Genomic DNA, 16,564 nt, shown 5'->3' with positions numbered 1-16,564 from the left:
CATTCGCCGCTTCGGGCTGACATTCCTGCGCGCCTCTCTCGATGAACCGACATCCGCGACGAGGAACCATGTGGCTTCGCCATGCCATGCTGCCTGCACTCGACGGCCAGTGGTCGCTCGACCGTATCGTCGAGGAACTCCACACGGGCAAGCCGATGGCCGCGATGCGCGGCACCGCCGTCTTCACCCTAGGCGCCGATGGGGAGGCGGCCTACACCGAAAGCGCGACACTGGCGCTCGAAGGTGGTCCAGTCATGCCGGCGACACGCCGCTATTTCTATCGCCAGGAAGAGGACGGGCTTTCGATTTTCTTCGATGAGTCCCGATCCCGGCTGCTCCATCGGCTTGTGCTCGAGCAGAAGGACGGCGGCCTTGCCGGCGCCGACCTCCATCTCTGCGCGCCCGACCGCTACGATAGCCGCTACGAATTCCGCCTCGACGGCGGGTTTGCCGTGACCCATGTCGTCGAAGGGCCGCGCAAATCCTACGTAAGCCGCACACTCTATGGCAGGCCGGCCTGAGCTGCGGCTTTATTCCCGATTGGATATAGCGACCGAGGCGTTATGATCGCGCGATCTCGTGCTGCCGGAGATCGCATATGCGCCCGCTCGCCCATTTTTCGTCGCTTGCCCTGGCCCTTTCGCTGATGGGGGCGTCACCGGCCTTTGCCGATGACGGGGCCTGCAGGAACTTCAAATGGGATCTCGCGCGCGAGCAGGCCTGGTTCCAGGCTTCCCCGCCGTCGCTCACCTCGGGCGCGACCTTGGCCAAGACAGAGGGGGCGGCGGCGCTGCAGCTCAGCCCGGTCGATGGTCTCGCCTTCGTGGTGGCGCCAGAACACAAGCCCGCCGTGGCCACCTTCGGTGCGATCATATCCACGCCGGCGCTCGACAAGCCGGCCGTCTACCAGGTGACCTTGTCGGACGAAGGGTGGATCGACGTGATCCAGGACGGCACGACCATAAGGTCGGGTGCCTTCAGTGGCCAGAAGGGCTGCCCGGGCCTTCGCAAGAGCGTTCGTTTCGACCTGAAGCCGGGTCCGGTGACGATCCAGATCAGCGGTGTGAAGGCGCAGACGATCAACGTCGCGCTAGGCCCGGCGGATTGAGCGATCGCCCTCAATTCCGACGCAAAGCCCGGCTCCCTTCGGATATCCACGTCAGGGAGGCATTTTTGATTCAGGGCTTGAGCCATCTGACCTTTATCGTGAAGGATCTCGATCGCATGGAGGAGATCCTCACCGTCGTGCTCGGTGCACGCAAGGTCTACGACAGCGGGAGCGAGACATTCTCCCTGTCCAAGGAGCGCTTCTTCCTCGCGGGCGAGGGCGAGGATCTCATCTGGATAGCCACGATGGAGGGCGAGGCGCTACCGGGGCGCACCTATAACCATGTCGCCTTCAAGATTGCCGACGCCGATTACGAGGATCGTCTCGAACGCATCCGCCGGCTCGGCCTCGATGTCCGCGAAGGCCGCGCGCGTATCGAAGGCGAAGGACAGTCGATCTACTTTTACGATGACGACAATCACATGTTCGAGCTGCATACAGGTACGCTCGACGAGCGGCTGAGACGCTATGCTCACGGGAAAGCCGGAAGTGCGGATCTTCCGGCCCGCTCCTGACAGCGGGATTGCTGGAGGGATGCAATCGGCTCTGTCTTCGCCGCTTTCTCGACGGCTTCCCCTTTTCCAGGGTTGGACGAAGACATCCGGGCTTCCAGTCACGCTCGATCGAAAAGCTCGCGGGCCCGCAGGATCGCCGGACGGTTGGCGAAGGCCCAGCGTCCCAGCGCATTCACGGGCTCGCGCAGGGAATGGCCAAGTGGGGTGAGTTCGTAGTCGACCCGCGGCGGAATGCTGGGCGTGACGGTCCGGCTTACCAATCCGTCACGCTCGAGCCCCTTGAGCGTCAGGGTCAGCATGCGTTGCGAGATGCCGTCGATGCTGCGCTTGATCGCGCTGAATCGGCGCGGTCCGGCGCTCAGCGACATCACGATCAGAATGCTCCATTTGTCGCCGATGCGGGAGAGGATCTCCGTGACAGGACGGCAGCTCTCGGCAACGTTGCCGGGATCTATGGTTACATCGGTGTCACCGAGCGCCATGAATGTGCCTCCTTGTTCGTGCCGAAGCTGTATCTTATTTAGCCCAAGTTACGTTTTGTAACTAAAAATTTCACATCACATGCCGCGGGTCCGGCCACCCGCGACGAGGCTTCGCAAACCATGGAACTCGGGCTTTACACTTTCGGGGAAACCACCGCGGATCCGACCACAGGCGTGGTCATCAGCGCCCAAGAGCGCTTCGCCAACCTGATGGAGGAGGTCCAGCTGGCCGATCAGGTCGGCCTCGACGTCTTCGGTATCGGAGAGCATCATCGACCGGATTTTGCTGCCTCGGCTCCCGCCGTCCTGCTTGCCGCCGCCGCCATGCGCAGCAAGCGGATCCGGCTCACCAGCGCGGTCACCGTGCTGAGTTCCGACGATCCGGTGCGGGTGTTCCAGGAATTCTCGACGGTCGATCTTCTCTCCGGCGGGAGGGCGGAAATTCTCGCGGGCAGGGGCTCTTTCATCGAGTCCTTCCCTCTCTTCGGCTATGACCTCAAGGACTATGACAGCCTGTTCGCCGAGAAGCTGGACCTGCTTCTGAAGATCCGCGAACAGACCACCGTCAGCTGGCAGGGGCGGCATCGCCCGGCGCTCGATCGCCAGAGCGTCTATCCGCGCCCGGTACAGCAACCCCTTCCGGTGTGGGTGGGCGTCGGCGGCAATCCGCAATCGGTGATCCGGGCCGGTACGCTGGGCCTGCCCATGGCCCTGGCCATCATCGGTGGCGAGCCGGCCCGCTTCAAGCCGCTGGTGGAGCTCTATCGGGAGGCCGCGCGGCGCGCCGGGCACGATCCGGCGAAACTGCCCGTAAGCATCAACTCGCATGGCTATATCGCCGAGGACAGCCGGCAGGCTGCGGACGAGATCTTCCCCTATTACGTTGACGTCATGGGCCGCATCGGCCGGGAACGCGGCTGGCCGCCCCTCAGCCGTGGCCAGTTCGAGGCCTCGCTTGCGCCGACCGGCTCCGAATTCGTCGGAGACCCGCAGCGGGTCATCGACAAGATCCTGTACGAGTACGAGTTGTTCAGGCACGATCGCTTCCTGCTGAAGTTCAGCATGGGCAGCATCCCCCATGCTAAAATGATGAAGTCGATCGAGCTGTTCGGCACGGTTGTCGCGCCTGCGGTGCGCAAGGCGCTCGCAACGTCCGAGCGCGCCGACATCCTCGCCATCTCCTGAAGCGCGATGCATTGGGACGAAGGCCGGCCCGAAGGCCTCGCCCGAAATGAGGAGTCGCCTGCAACCAAGGGTTCAGTGCAATTCGCCGACGCCATCGCGGCTGGAGGGGATGGGAAAGCCCCTTCTTTCAACGCTCGGGAGATTTAACCTTTCACTTTTGTATGAAAACAAACAAAAGCGTTGATTTGTGATTGCCGCCGTCTAAGGTGTGCCCGTTTCTAAGGAAGGGCACCTCATGGTCAGTCGCTATGTCATCGGCCTCGACTACGGCACGGAGTCGGCGCGGGGCGTGCTGCTGGACGCCGATAGCGGCGAGCAGGTCGCCAGCCATGCCCATTCCTATCGCCATGGCGTGATGACGAGGATGCCGGACGGCCGCACCCTGCCGCCGTTCTGGGCGTTGCAGGACGCAGCCGATTACATCGAGGCGGCCGAGGCCATTCTCTCCGCATTGGGGCGGGGCAGGCAGGTAGAGGGAATCGGCCTCGGCTTCACCGCGAGTTCGCCCCTGCCGGCAACGAGAGAGGGGGGGGCACTGTCGCAATTGCACCCGCAAGATCCCCACGCCTATGTCAAGCTGTGGAAGCATGGGGCGGCACAGGCGCAGGCCGAGGCGATCAATGCGCAAGGCGGCGCCTTTCTCGACAATTTCGGCGGCAAGGTATCCGGCGAGTGGCTGCTCGCCAAGGCCGCCCAGATCGCCGAGGAAGCACCGGAAATATGGGACGAGACGGGCCGGTTCATCGAGGCTGGCGACTGGCTGGTCTGGCAGTTGACGGGCAACGAGACCCGCAGCCTCGGCCTCGCCACCTACAAGGCCCAGTATTCGGCCGAGTCGGGCTATCCCTCTCATCTCGTGCCCGGGCTTGCCGACAGGCTTTCGGCGCCGAAGCGGGTGGGATCGTCGGGCGGCCGCCTTTCGACAGCGTGGCGCGAGCGTACCGGCATTTTCGGCGAAGCCGTGGTGGCCGTCGCGGTGATCGATTCCCATGTCGTCCTGCCCGCGGTGGGCGGCGTCAGCGATGGCTGTCTCGTCGGGGCGCTCGGCACTTCCGCGGTCTACCTCGTGCTTGGCAAGGATTTCAGACCGCTGCCGCCGGGAATCGAAGGGGTAGCCTTCGACGGGTCCATGCGGGATCTGTGGTGCTACGAGGCGGGGCAGGCCGGCTTCGGCGACACGCTCGCCTGGTTCGTCCGGACCTTTCCGCGTTCGCAGGACCCCGCCGAGAATTTCCGCCTCTACAATGAGGAGGCAGCGACGCTCGCCCTCGGCGGTAACCATCTGCTCGCACTCGACTGGTGGAACGGCAATCGCGTGCCCCTGGCGGATTCCGGGCTGAGCGGCCTGCTCATCGGCTTGAAGACCGGCACAACCGCCGCCGGGATCTATCGGGCGCTGCTGGAATCGCTCTGCTTCGGCGCCCGCAGCATCTTCGACCTGTTCGTCGCGGGCGGCTTCGCCATCGAGCGCATCCTGCTGTCAAGCGGCCTTGCCCTCAACAATCCCCTGCTGATCCAGATCATGGCCGACGTGTTCGAGCGCGAGGTCGAGGTGCCGCAGATCGACAATCCCACCGCCGTCGGCGCGGCCATCCACGGGGCGGTGGCGGCTGGCGTGGTTGCAGGCTACCCCGAGGGTTCTGCCCGTTTCGGAGCACGCAGCTTCCGGCGCTATCGTCCCGACGACGATGCCGCCTCGGCCTATCGCGGTCTTTACCGAAACTACAAGGCCCTCTGCGATAGCCAGCAGCTGCGCGGCGTCATGCACGATCTCAATCGCATCGGCACGGACTGAGCCCCTGCCGCCATCGCGGGGCTGGGCAAGGCGTCATGAGGGGAGCGGGCATCCCCCCTCGTCCCGAGCCCGCAGATGCGCCATTTCCAATGATGCGGCAGGAAGGCCCGCGCCTCGAATTGGCGCCGACAGACAGGCACGGTTGTTATGCCTAAAAACAATCAAAATATATTTGCATTCATTCAGCGATGATGCATTAATCGCCTGCCTTCGCTCGCAAGGCCATCATCGAGAAGAGAGCGACAAGCTCCAACCATAAAACCCTGGGAGGATTCCATGCCATCATTTCGTCCGAGCCGTCTGTCCACCACCGCCCTGCTGACCACGGCCGCTCTCGGCCTTGCGGTATCCTTCACCGCCGCCGATACGGCCAGGGCAGCCGATCAGGTGATCGTGGGCCTCGTCACCAAGACCGAGGTCAATCCCTATTTCGTGAAGCTGCGCCAGGCCGCCGAGGCGGAGGCCAAGAAGAAAGGTCTCAAGCTGATCGCGCGCTTCGGCAAGTTCGATGGCGACAATGAAGGCCAGGTCGCCGCCATCGAGGATCTCATCAGCGCCGGCGCCAAGGGCATCCTCGTAACGCCCAACAATTCCACCGGCATGCTCGGAATCATCAAGAAGGCGCGCGATTCCGGCATCCTCGTGATCGCCCTCGATACCGCCACGGATCCCGCCGATGCCGTGGATGCAACCTACGCCACCGACAATTTCGAAGCCGGCGTCAAGCAGGGCTCCTATGCCAAGGCGGCGCTCGGCGACAAGAAGCCCGTGCTCGCGATGCTCGACGGCACGCCGGGCGGCACCGTCGATACCTTCCGGCATAACGGCTATCTTCAGGGCTTCGGCATCAAGGAAGGCGATCCGGTCATCGCCGGTTCCGCCATCACCAACGGTGCGCAGGACAAGGGCCAGACCGGCATGGAGAACCTCCTGTCGAAGAATGGCGACATCAACGTGGTCTACACCATCAACGAGCCTGCGGCCGCGGGTGGCTATGCCGCGCTGAAGTCCTTCGGCAAGGCCAAGGAAGTCATGCTGACCTCGATCGACGGCAGCTGCCAGGGCGTGAAGGACGTCAAGTCCGGCAAGGTGGCCGCCACCGTGATGCAATTCCCCTACAAGATGGCGGTGGCTGGCGTGGATGCGGTGGCCGAGTATGCCAAGTCGGGCAAGAAGCCGACCGGCTTCATCAACACCGGCTCGGAACTGATCAGCGACAAGCCGATGAAGGGCCTCGAGTCCAAGGATACGGCCTGGGGTCTCAAGAACTGCTGGGGCGGCGAGTGAGTCCGGCGCGCCGGTCCCGTGACCGGCGCCGCTTCCTTCCGCATGCCGGCCTTCGAGGCCGGCATGCCCTCTGCCTTCGCACCGACGTCGAGAATGCCTGTCCGGCGAAGCGGAGAGAGGCACTGAAGATATCGCCAGTGCTTCGCCGCACTCGCAATAACGAGCATCACCCTGCTTCCAGTGCCTTCCCGGACAGCGTCCTGGCACCGGCAGTCCCTTCCGGGGAGACTTTCGTTCCCCGACCAATCCTCATATCGGCCTAGTCGAGGATTTGATGAGCACGACCACCGTATCGGCGCCCGAAAAGGAGCGCAGCCTCCTCGCCCGCATCTTCGCAACGCCCGCAGCCGGCCCTTTCCTGGTGCTGGCGGTGTTCTGCGTCATCTTCACCAGCATCAACGACCGTTTCCTGGCGCTGCAGAATATCTCCCTGATCCTCCAGCAGACGGTCGTCGTCGGCACGCTGGCGATTGGGCAGACGCTCATCATCCTCACGGCGGGGATCGATCTTGCCGTCGGCGCGATCTGCGTGCTCGGCACGATCGTTGCCGGCAAGATGGCGGATACCGGCTACGATCCCGTGCTCTCCATGGCCTTCGCGGTTCTGCTCTGCACGATCTGCGGCGCCGTGGCCGGCGGACTGATCAGCGGCCTGAGGCTGCCGCCCTTCATCGTCACCCTCGGCACACTCGGCATCATCACCGCGGCCCTGCGCCTCATCTCGGCCGGCGGAGCCTTTCCCGTGGACGATGAATTCCTGTCGTGGACCGGCAACGGCGAAAGAGTTTTCGGCTTCGTGGTGACCTATGGCGTCATCGCCATGCTCCTGCTCTACGTCATCGTCTGGTATGTGCTGAACCAGACCAAATGGGGCCGGCACGTCTATGCCATCGGCAACAATCCCGAGGCGGCGCGTCTCGTCGGCATCCCCGTGCGCCGGCATCTCCTCTCGGTCTACGTGCTGGCCGGGTTCATCTACGGCATTGCCGCCTGGCTGGCGCTGGGCCGGATTCCCAACGCCGATCCGAATTCCCTCCAGACGGCGAACCTGGATTCGATCACGGCGGTCGTTATCGGCGGCACCTCGCTGTTCGGTGGACGCGGAGGGCTTCTCGGTACCCTGATCGGCGCGCTGATCGTCGGCGTGCTGCGCAACGGCCTGACTCTCGCTGGAATCGATCCGCTCTGGCAGGACCTGATCACAGGCATCCTGGTCATCGTGGCCGTGGCCTTCGACCAGCTCTCGCGCGGGAGGCGCTGATGAACACCAACGCTCCCGGCGAGGTCATCCTCGAGGCTCGCAATGTCGTGAAGCGCTACGGCCATGTGACGGCTCTCGACGGCGTCGATTTCGAACTGCGCAGGGGAGAAATCCTTGCCGTCGTCGGCGACAACGGCGCCGGCAAGAGTTCGCTCATCAAGGCGCTCACCGGCGCCTTGAGGCCCGACAGCGGCGAGATCCTGCTCGACGGCGAACAGGTGCATTTCAGGGGCCCGCTCGACGCCCGCTACCGCGGCATCGAGACGGTTTACCAGGACCTCGCCGTGGCGCCCGCGCTCGACATTTCCTCGAACCTCTTCCTCGGCCGCGAACTGCGCATGCCGGGTATCCCGGGCACCGTGTTCCGCCGCCTCGACAAGCGCAAGATGCGCGAGGAGGCCAGGAAGGCGATGGCGGAGCTCAAATTCCGCCTTCCCTCGATCCATAACGCCGTCGAGGCCCTCTCGGGTGGCCAGCGACAGGGCGTGGCGGTGGCGCGGGCGGCGCTGTTCGCCAAGAAGCTCGCCATCATGGACGAGCCCACCGCCGCTCTCGGCGTGCGTGAAACCGGCCAGGTGCTCGAACTGATCCGCACCATAAGGGACCGCGGCCTGCCGGTGGTGCTGATCAGCCACAACATGCCGAATGTGTTCGAACTCGCCGACCGCATCCACATCATGCGGCTCGGCAAGCGGGCCGCGGTGGTGAGTCCGAAGACCCATTCCATGGCCGACGTGGTGGCGATCATGACCGGCGCCGCGAAGGTCGAGGACTTCGAGAAGCGCGGCTAGCGGCCCCGGGATCGCGGGACAGGAGTGGCGGTCTCCGGCCGCTGTTCCTGGAAACGAGGCCTTGGCAGACGCTGGTCCAATGCCGTGCTCTTTCCTGCAATTCGAGCGCCTGCAAGGCTTTCATCCGCCTTTTCCGTCGCGTGGGTAAACCGTTTTCGGGCGGCGGACAAGATGTCCGCGATCCCAGGATTCGCTTGACGCGCCTCGCTCATGAGCCCCATATCCGGCGCGTGATGACTGCTGAAAAACCCGCGCTCAAGATCCTGCTCTGTTCGCCCCGAGGCTTCTGTGCCGGCGTGGTGCGGGCCATCGACGCCGTCGAGCAGGCTCTCAAGATCTACGGCCCGCCCGTCTATGTGCGCCATGAGATCGTGCACAACAAATATGTCGTCGAGAACCTTAAGGCGAAGGGCGCGATCTTCGTCGAGGAACTTGACGAGGTGCCGCAGACCGGGGCGCCGGTAATCTTCTCGGCTCATGGCGTGGCCAAGTCTGTTCCGGCCGCCGCGCAGGCGCGCAATCTTTTCGCCATCGACGCGACATGCCCGCTGGTGACCAAGGTTCATCGCGAGGCCGAGATCCACTACAAGCGGGGTCGCGAGATCGTGCTCGTCGGCCATCGCGGCCATCCGGAGGTGATCGGCACCATGGGCCAGCTGCCGGAGGGCGCGGTGCGCCTGATCGAGACGGTGGCCGATGTCGCCGCCTTTGAGCCGGCCAATCCGCAGGCGCTTGCCTATGTCACGCAGACCACGCTTTCCGTGGACGATACCCGCGACATCGTGGAGGCGCTCAAGGCGCGGTTCCCCGCCATCGTGGGGCCGCACAAGGAGGACATCTGCTATGCCACGACCAATCGCCAGGAGGCGGTGAAGGCCGTGGCGCCGCAGGTGGAAGCCTTCATCGTGGTAGGCGCCCCGAACTCATCCAATTCGCAGCGCCTGCGGGAGGTCGCGGAGCGCTCGGGTTGCGTCATCGCGGAACTGGTGCAGCGGGCGTCCGACATCGACTGGAGCCGCTTTGGCAATCTTGCCTCGCTCGGCGTGGCCGCCGGCGCTTCCGCACCCGAGGTCCTGGTGGAGGAGATTCTCGACGCCTTCGCCGAGCGCTATGTCATAACGGTCGAGACCGTTTCGACGGCGGACGAGAGCGTGTTCTTTCCCTTGCCCCGGGATCTGAGGACCGGCGATCTGCGCCAGCCTGAAAGTGTGGCGCGCTGATGGCCGTCTATACCGAAGTCAATGATGAGGATCTCGCCGGTTTCGTCGCCCAATACGATATTGGCGGCGTCCTGGCCTGCAAGGGCATTGCCGAAGGGGTAGAGAACACCAACTACATCCTTCGAACCGAGAAGGGGGCCTATATCCTCACCCTTTACGAGAAGCGGGTGAACCGGACGGATCTGCCCTTCTTCATGGAGTTGATGGAGCATCTTTCGAAGAGCGGCGTGACCTGCCCGACGCCGATTCACCGGCGCGACGGCAAGGTGCTGGGCGAACTCGCAGGTCGTCCGGCCGCCATCATTTCGTTCCTTGAGGGCGTGTGGATCAAGCGGCCGAATGTAGAGCATTGCGGTGCCGTCGGCAGGGCGCTCGCCGCCATGCACAACGCCACCATCACCTTCCCGATGAGCCGGCCGAATGCCCTCTCCCTTGCGGGCTGGCAGACACTAGCGAGCCAGGCGGACGGCCGGGCCGACAGCGTGCTGCAAGGCCTTGCCGCCACCATCGCCGAAGAGATCGCCTTCCATGAGCGGCATTGGCCGCAAGGCCTGCCCAACGGGGTCATCCACGCTGATCTCTTTCCCGACAATGTCTTCTTTCTCAAGGGTAGGCTCTCGGGCCTGATCGATTTCTATTTCGCCTGTACCGACATTCTGGCCTATGACGTTGCGATCTGCCTGAATGCCTGGTGCTTCGAGTCCGACCATGCCTACAACGCCACGAAGGGGCGGGCGTTGCTGGCAGGATACCGCGCGGTGCGGCCGCTTTCGGATGCCGAGATGAACGCCATTCCCGTGCTCGCGCGCGGTTCGGCCCTGCGCTTCATGCTCACCCGGCTGGTCGACTGGCTCAACGTGCCGGCGGGCGCCCTCGTCAAGCCCAAGGATCCGCTGGAATATTGGAAGAAGCTGCGCTTCCATCAGCGCGTCACCAGCCCGGCCGAATACGGATTCGATCTATGACGGAAAAGAAGGTGACGCTCTATACGGACGGTGCCTGCTCCGGCAATCCGGGGCCGGGCGGCTGGGGGGCGATCCTGATGTTCGGCGAGCATCGCAAGACGCTGAAGGGCGGGGCGCTCGAGACCACCAACAATCGCATGGAACTGCAGGCGGCGATCGAGGGATTGGAAGCGCTGAAACGCGGCTGCACAGTGGATCTGCATACCGACAGCCAATATCTGAAGAACGGCATTACCGGCTGGATCCATGGCTGGAAGCGCAACGGCTGGCGCACCGCCGACAAGAAGCCGGTGAAGAACGAGGACCTCTGGCGCCGCCTCGATACCGCGCTGGAACGCCATGAAGTGGAGTTCCACTGGGTGAAGGGGCACGCTGGCCATCCCCTCAACGAGGAGGCCGACCTGCTGGCCCGCGAGGGCATGGCGCCCTATCTGCAGGAAAAGCGCGACCGCGCCGCTGCGCTGTCCTGATCCGGGTACGCGGGCATCTTGCCCGCTCCTGGAAACGACGGCTTGGAAGAAGAGTAGAACGGGCGCGATGCCCGTCCACTCGGGGCAGTCCCGATATCCCGCTTAGAGCGCCTGCAGGATGGTGTCCGCGCCGGAGATATCCAGCTTGCCGCCGTCGTCGAGATTCAGAACCTTCACCACGCCGTCCTCCACGAGCATGGCGTAGCGCTGGGAGCGCGTGCCGAGGCCGGCGGCCACGCGATCGAGCTCCATGCCGGTCGCCTTGGCGAATTCGCCGCTGCCGTCCGCGAGGAATTCTATCTTGCCGAGGCCGCCCGTGGCCTTGGCCCAGGCCTGCATGACGAAGACGTCGTTGACGGCCGTTACCGCCACGGTATCGACACCCTTGGCCTTGAACGCATCGTAGTGTTCCAGATAACCCGGCAGGTGGTTGCGATGGCAGGTCGGCGTGAAGGCGCCGGGAACAGCGAACAGGACCACCTTCTTGCCGCCGAAGATGTCGGAGGTAGTACGGGGCGCGGGCTGGTCCTGCGTCACGACGCGGAACGTCACTTCGGGAAGCTTGTCGCCGGGCTTGATCGTCACGTGAGTCTCCATTGGGGAGGGATTGATCGCGGGGTTACGGCAAACGATATAGGCTTTCGATGCCGCCCCCGCCAGTCGAGAGCGTGAAGCGAAGTTCATTTCCGCCGAGCGTGGCATTCTTCGGCAATCCGTCGAGCTGAAGGACGAATTGCTGCGGGTTAGCCTTGTCGGCACCCGGAGCGGGGTTCGGCATCGGTAGATACCATTTCGCCGGCGCCTCCACGAAAAGCGAGGAAGCAGACGGTGCCTTCACGTCGATGGTCAGCCTTGCCGGCCTGACGGAGGTGTCGAGGGTGACCTTGCTGATTGCGGACGGCCCATCGGCGCCGATCGCCTCCTCTTTGGGGATGCGCTTCCCGGCCTCGGCGATGGCATCGGCGCCTTCCCCGCCTTGTGCCCCTGGCGCGAGAGTGAGCTCGGCGCTGCCCTTGGCCGGAACGCAGATCTCGTGGCAGATCGCATAGTCCAGTGAAAGGACGAGCCTCACGGGCCGGGTGGGATCGGCCGCCGTCACCTTCAGCGGCAGCACCACGTCGTCCTTGTAGACGGCGGAGGAGCCCCCCTCGTCGTCAAAGCGGGAAGGGGCGGGCCAGAGCACGGCTACACCGCCGAGATTCTCCGACTTCGACCAGTCGAAGGTCGGAGGAATGCCGGCATCGCCGGGGCTGCGCCAATACGTCTTCCAGCCCTCGTCGAGCCGGATCTCCAGGCCTGCGGGGCCGTTTGCCGGTGCGTTGCCGGGCAGCAGGCGGATGGCGGCGCCATCCACGGCGGACCACGCCGATGCCTCGGCGGCGAGAGCGGCGGCGGACGGGCCCATCAGGGCTATGGTGAGGGCGGCAAGGGCGAGGCTACGCATCAATCCAGGGTCGAGATTCGAGGGCCAGATATCGCAAACGGATAGCTGCGAATGGTTTATTGTACCAGCCACGAAGGCGTTACCCCCTCGTGAAGTCGCCAAAGAGGGGATGCTGCTTCGCCATGGTTGACCAAAATTATGCCTTAACAAAGCCGGTTCGATGCGGCACGATTACGGCATGAAGAGCTACATTCCCTTCGGCAATGATTCTTCCGGCGGATTTCTCGACGGCAAGATGCTCGTGGCCACGCCCGTGCTGCAGCATGATGAACGCTTCGCCCGTGCCGTCATCTATGTCTGCGCGCATTCGGCCGAAGGCGCCATGGGTATCGTGGTCAATCAGCCTGCCAAGAACATCAAGTTTCCCGACCTGCTGAAGCAACTCGGGGTCATCGAAGGCCTGTCCGATCTGAGGGCCCCGCGAGGGGAACCGATCCGCATCGTCAATGGCGGGCCGGTCGAGTCCGGCAGGGGCTTCGTGCTTCACACAAACGATGTCTTCATCGACAATTCGACCATGCCGATCGAGGACAATATCTGCCTAACCGCGACTCTCGATATCCTGCGCTCGATCGCGCTCGGCGAGGGACCGGAGAAGGCCCTGCTGGCGCTCGGCTATGCCGGTTGGCAGCCAGGCCAGCTCGAGCGCGAGATCCAGGCCAATGGCTGGCTCCATTGCGATGCCGACGCGGCGCTGCTCTTCGACGCCGATGTGGATACGAAGTATCTCCGCGCGCTGAAGAAGCTCGGTATCGAGCCGGGCATGTTCTCGCCTGACGCCGGCCACGCCTAGTGCAAAGCGCGTTTGGGTAGAAACGCCACTTTTCTCCAACTCTTTGTTCTTCGACGCGTCTTTGCGTTCTGCCGATTCCGTCAAAACGCAAAACGTTTTGCGCTGGGAGCCTTTCCGGCACCGCGGACGTGCGGCGGGCGCTTCTTTCCGTAAGTTCGTCGTTTCCAAGAGCCGGCAAGATGCCGGCAATCCCGGTTTACGCTCTCAAGCGTACGGGCCCCGCGATCAGGCGTCGTGCTTCTTCCGCCGTAACCGGATCGCCGAAGGCCTCGCCCTGGGCAAACTGACAGCCAAGCTCGGCCAATTCCTCGGCATCCGAATCGATCTCGGCGCCGTCTGCGATGACCTCCATGCCGAGGTCTCCCGCCATGCCGATGATGGATTTCAGGATCACCGGCCGGCCGCGGCTGTCCGGCTTCACGAAGCTCGGGTCGATCTTGAGCATGTCGAAGGGAAAACGCTGCAGATAGGACAGGCTCGAATAACCCGTGCCAAAGCCGTCCATCGCGAGTCCCACGCCCAGATCCGAGAGCTGAGCCAGGATCTGGGCAGCATATTCCGGATTCTCCATCACCAGGCTTTCGGACACTTCCAGCTTGAGCGAGCCGCGCTCGATGCCGGCGCGCGCCATCACCGCCTTGATGTCCTGCACCAGGTCTTGCCTCAGCAACTGGCGGCTGGAGATGTTGACCATGCCGAAGAGCGGCGGGTCGACTTCGACGAGACGCTGCCAGATCGAGAGCTGGCGGGCGATGCGATCGAGGACGAACAGACCGACATCGACGATTAGGCCGGTTTCCTCGGCCATGACGTTGAACTCGGCGGGCGGCAGGCGGCCAAGCTTGGGATGCTCCCAGCGCACGATGGCCTCGAAGCCGGCAATCGTACGATCCTGCAGGTGAACCACGGGCTGGAACAGCACCTTCAGTTCATCGCGTTCGATGGCGCGTCGTAGATCCGCTTCCAGAGACGAACGGTCGGGGCGCTCGACCCGCAGCGCGGTGCGGAAAACCTCGATGCGGTCGCCACCGATCTTCTTGGCGTGATACATCGCGATCTCGGCATCCTTGATCAGCTCATCCGCCTTTACCGGAGCCTGGGGATCGTAGGTGGCTATGCCGATCGAGGCGGTGAGGAAGATCTCGCGGTCGGCGACGGCGACCGGCGCGCGCAACGACCGGCGGATCGCTTCGGCAAAAGCCGAGATGCGCTCGGGATCGGGCTCCGAGAGCAGCAGCATGCCGAACTGGTCACCGAAGATGCGGCAGACGCTATCACGCGGCTTCAGGAGGCGCGAAAGGCGGCGCGAGACCGTGAGAAGGATGGAATCCCCGACGGAGTGGCCCACGGCATCGTTGACCTGCTTGTAGCGGTCGAGATCCAGCAGCAGCACCGTCGGCTTGATGGACGGATCGTTCTTGGCGAAGGTGAGGGCGGTCTCCAGGCGGTCGGTGAACAACTCGCGGTTGGGCAGGCCCGTGAGGTTGTCCCGCACCGCATCATGCAGGAGCCGTTCCTCAGCCGTCTTCTGCTCCGTGATGTCGGAGACGGTGCCGACGCAGCGCACGACTTCGCCGTCGGAGCCGACCACGGGGCGGGCCTTGAGGTTCAGCCACATGTAGTGGCCATCGGCGGCGCGGATGCGGAAATCCTGACTGACGCGGCCGCGGCGCTGGTCGATGACCGCATCGAGCGCGGTGCGGAAGCGGTCCCGGTCGAAGATGTGGACGAGTTCCAGCCAGCCGCTGGCAGGTCCGTCGAGGGCGCCGGGGGCCACGCCGAGCAACTGGTCGGCCTCGGGGCTGACATAGATGCGGTCCGCGGGGACGTCCCAGTCCCAGACCACATCGCCGGAGCCGGTGAGCGCGAGGGCCTTGCGCTCGGTGTCCGTCATAAGGCCGGGCGCGAAGGCGCTGCCGGCAAAGGCGTGCTGCATCACCGTGAAGCCGATCAGCATCACCACCAGCACCAGGCCGCCCGTCAACGCCGGCTGTACGAGGTCGTTGGTGAGATGGCCCATGATGGTCAGCCCCGCCGCCGCCACCCAGCCAAGCAGCAACGTCCAGGTGGGGATGAGCATCACGGCGCGGTCATAGCCATAGAAGGCCAGGAAGAGGATGATCAGGAGACCCACCACGGCGAGCGTGGCGATAGAGATGCGGGCGACGCCGGCCGCAACCGGTGCGTTGATGACCGCGAGGCCGACGAGGGCGGCCAGCGCCACCAGCCAGAGCGCGGACACCACGCTGTAGCGCACGTGCCAGCGATTGAGATTGAGATAGGCGAAGAGGAAGACCAGCAATGTCGCGGAGAATACCGCCTCGGCGCCGGCTCGCCAGACCCTGTCGCCGTCGGGTGCGATGGCCAGGAATTTGTGCAGGAAGCCGAAATCGATGGCGAGATAGGCCAGCACCGCCCAGGCCAGCGCCGCCGCCGCCGGGAACATCGCCGTACCCTTGACCACGAAGGCAATCGTGAGGAAGAGCGCCAGCAGGCCGGCGATGCCGAGCACGATGCCCTTGTAGAGCGTCAGCGAGTTGACCTTGTCCTTGTAGGCGTCGGGATCCCATAGATAGAGCTGCGGCAGCTTCGCGGTGCGCAGTTCCGCCACGAAGGTGATGCGCGAGCCCGGGTCCAGCGTGACTCGGAAGACATCCGCATCGTCGTCGTCCTGGCGCTCAGGCTGGAAGCCCTGGCTCGGCGTGATTTCGGCTATGCGAGAGGCGCCGAGGTCCGGCCAGACCAGCCCCGATCCGACAAGGCGGAAATGCGGGGCCACGACTATGCGATCGATCTGTTCGTCCGTGGTGTTGGCCAGCGCGAAGACGATCCAGTGCGGATTGGTACCTGGCTGCTTGGAGCGCACCTCGATGCGGCGCACGATGCCGTCGGCCCCTGGCGCCGTCTGGATCTGGATGCGATCGCCCTGGCTGGAATAGCTCTCGACGGCAGGCAGGAGGTCGATCGCATCGACATCGCCATTCACCGAAACCGGCTCTAGTGCATGCGCGGCGCCACCGACAATGGCCATGACGAGCATCATGACCATGGCGGCTGCGAATACGCGAATGAACTGCAACATGCGATCTCCAGCCAGAGTTTGGCACCCCCGCACCAGCCTCCGGTCCTTTATCCTTGACGGGCCTACCCCACTGCCACTCGATTGTGTCGAGAACCAGTAGCCAGCTATGGCAAAATGGGCAAGCCGCAGCCTTTCGGATTCGTGAGGACGTCAACCGGAATGATGC

General features: G+C 64.1%; 16 protein-coding genes. 12 read left to right on the top strand and 4 right to left on the bottom strand.

The genetic code is table 11. The features are described 5' to 3' along the window. Positions 1-68: 68 nt before the first annotated feature. The 3 genes from AC6H34_RS01975 to fosX all read left to right on the top strand — a co-directional run bounded on the left by AC6H34_RS01975 (position 69) and on the right by fosX (position 1,623). The gene (locus AC6H34_RS01975; RefSeq protein ID WP_448146389.1) at positions 69-521 is read left to right on the top strand and encodes a DUF6314 family protein; all 453 of its coding nucleotides are present in this window, start codon (positions 69-71) and stop codon (positions 519-521) included. Between the two features lie 77 nt (positions 522-598). After that, complete coding sequence (locus AC6H34_RS01970; RefSeq protein ID WP_497537722.1) at positions 599-1,108, top strand: hypothetical protein; 510 nt, start codon at positions 599-601, stop codon at positions 1,106-1,108. A gap of 65 nt (positions 1,109-1,173) precedes the next feature. Beyond that, on the top strand, positions 1,174-1,623 hold the full coding sequence (gene fosX / locus AC6H34_RS01965; RefSeq protein ID WP_448146391.1) for a FosX/FosE/FosI family fosfomycin resistance hydrolase: 450 nt from the start codon (positions 1,174-1,176) through the stop codon (positions 1,621-1,623). 98 nt (positions 1,624-1,721) lie between these two features. On the opposite strand, the gene AC6H34_RS01960 is transcribed toward fosX, so the two are convergent. Beyond that, positions 1,722-2,105, bottom strand: coding sequence for a winged helix-turn-helix transcriptional regulator (locus AC6H34_RS01960; RefSeq protein ID WP_448146392.1), 384 nt, complete (start codon positions 2,103-2,105; stop codon positions 1,722-1,724). A 120-nt stretch (positions 2,106-2,225) separates the two neighbouring features. Here AC6H34_RS01960 and AC6H34_RS01955 point away from each other — a divergent pair, with 120 nt between their 5' ends. From AC6H34_RS01955 to rnhA, 8 genes are all read left to right on the top strand, one after another. Further along, positions 2,226-3,290: an LLM class flavin-dependent oxidoreductase gene (locus tag AC6H34_RS01955; protein WP_448146393.1), complete on the top strand. Its 1,065-nt coding sequence runs from the start codon at positions 2,226-2,228 to the stop codon at positions 3,288-3,290. 235 nt (positions 3,291-3,525) lie between these two features. Next, complete coding sequence (locus tag AC6H34_RS01950) at positions 3,526-5,085, top strand: FGGY-family carbohydrate kinase (protein ID WP_497537721.1); 1,560 nt, start codon at positions 3,526-3,528, stop codon at positions 5,083-5,085. 276 nt (positions 5,086-5,361) lie between these two features. Further along, entirely contained in the window at positions 5,362-6,372 is a 1,011-nt protein-coding gene (locus AC6H34_RS01945; RefSeq protein WP_497537720.1) for a substrate-binding domain-containing protein, read from the top strand. Positions 6,373-6,646: 274 nt separating this feature from the next. Further along, a complete protein-coding gene (locus AC6H34_RS01940) occupies positions 6,647-7,633 on the top strand; it encodes an ABC transporter permease (RefSeq protein ID WP_448146396.1) in 987 nt (328 codons plus the stop codon). Further along, on the top strand, positions 7,633-8,424 hold the full coding sequence (locus AC6H34_RS01935) for an ATP-binding cassette domain-containing protein (protein ID WP_497537719.1): 792 nt from the start codon (positions 7,633-7,635) through the stop codon (positions 8,422-8,424). The genes AC6H34_RS01940 and AC6H34_RS01935 overlap by 1 nt, the downstream gene beginning before the upstream one ends. Positions 8,425-8,657: 233 nt before the next feature. Further along, entirely contained in the window at positions 8,658-9,644 is a 987-nt protein-coding gene (gene ispH / locus AC6H34_RS01930) for a 4-hydroxy-3-methylbut-2-enyl diphosphate reductase (protein WP_448151239.1), read from the top strand. Next, positions 9,644-10,609, top strand: a complete 966-nt coding sequence (locus tag AC6H34_RS01925) for a homoserine kinase (RefSeq protein ID WP_497537718.1) — start codon at positions 9,644-9,646, stop codon at positions 10,607-10,609. Before ispH ends, AC6H34_RS01925 begins: the two co-directional genes overlap by 1 nt. Continuing rightward, positions 10,606-11,079, top strand: a complete 474-nt coding sequence (gene rnhA / locus AC6H34_RS01920; protein ID WP_448146399.1) for a ribonuclease HI — start codon at positions 10,606-10,608, stop codon at positions 11,077-11,079. The genes AC6H34_RS01925 and rnhA overlap by 4 nt, the downstream gene beginning before the upstream one ends. Positions 11,080-11,181: 102 nt before the next feature. Here the strand turns inward: rnhA and AC6H34_RS01915 are convergent, their stop codons facing one another. Both AC6H34_RS01915 and AC6H34_RS01910 read right to left on the bottom strand, forming a co-directional pair. After that, positions 11,182-11,664 (bottom strand): peroxiredoxin, encoded by a 483-nt coding sequence (locus AC6H34_RS01915; RefSeq protein WP_497537717.1) that lies wholly within the window; start codon positions 11,662-11,664, stop codon positions 11,182-11,184. Positions 11,665-11,698: 34 nt separating this feature from the next. Next, positions 11,699-12,523 (bottom strand): protein-disulfide reductase DsbD domain-containing protein, encoded by an 825-nt coding sequence (locus AC6H34_RS01910; protein ID WP_448146401.1) that lies wholly within the window; start codon positions 12,521-12,523, stop codon positions 11,699-11,701. A 178-nt stretch (positions 12,524-12,701) separates the two neighbouring features. On the opposite strand from AC6H34_RS01910, the gene AC6H34_RS01905 reads away from it, so the two are divergent. Next, positions 12,702-13,316 (top strand): YqgE/AlgH family protein, encoded by a 615-nt coding sequence (locus tag AC6H34_RS01905; protein WP_448146402.1) that lies wholly within the window; start codon positions 12,702-12,704, stop codon positions 13,314-13,316. 196 nt (positions 13,317-13,512) lie between these two features. On the opposite strand, the gene AC6H34_RS01900 is transcribed toward AC6H34_RS01905, so the two are convergent. Further along, positions 13,513-16,395 (bottom strand): EAL domain-containing protein, encoded by a 2,883-nt coding sequence (locus AC6H34_RS01900; RefSeq protein WP_497539836.1) that lies wholly within the window; start codon positions 16,393-16,395, stop codon positions 13,513-13,515. Positions 16,396-16,564 lie beyond the last annotated feature (169 nt).

The organism is Labrys sp. ALF-8, from assembly GCF_059699065.1.
Note: the sequence above shows the minus strand (reverse complement) of the source record. Positions and strands in the feature narration are given on the sequence as shown.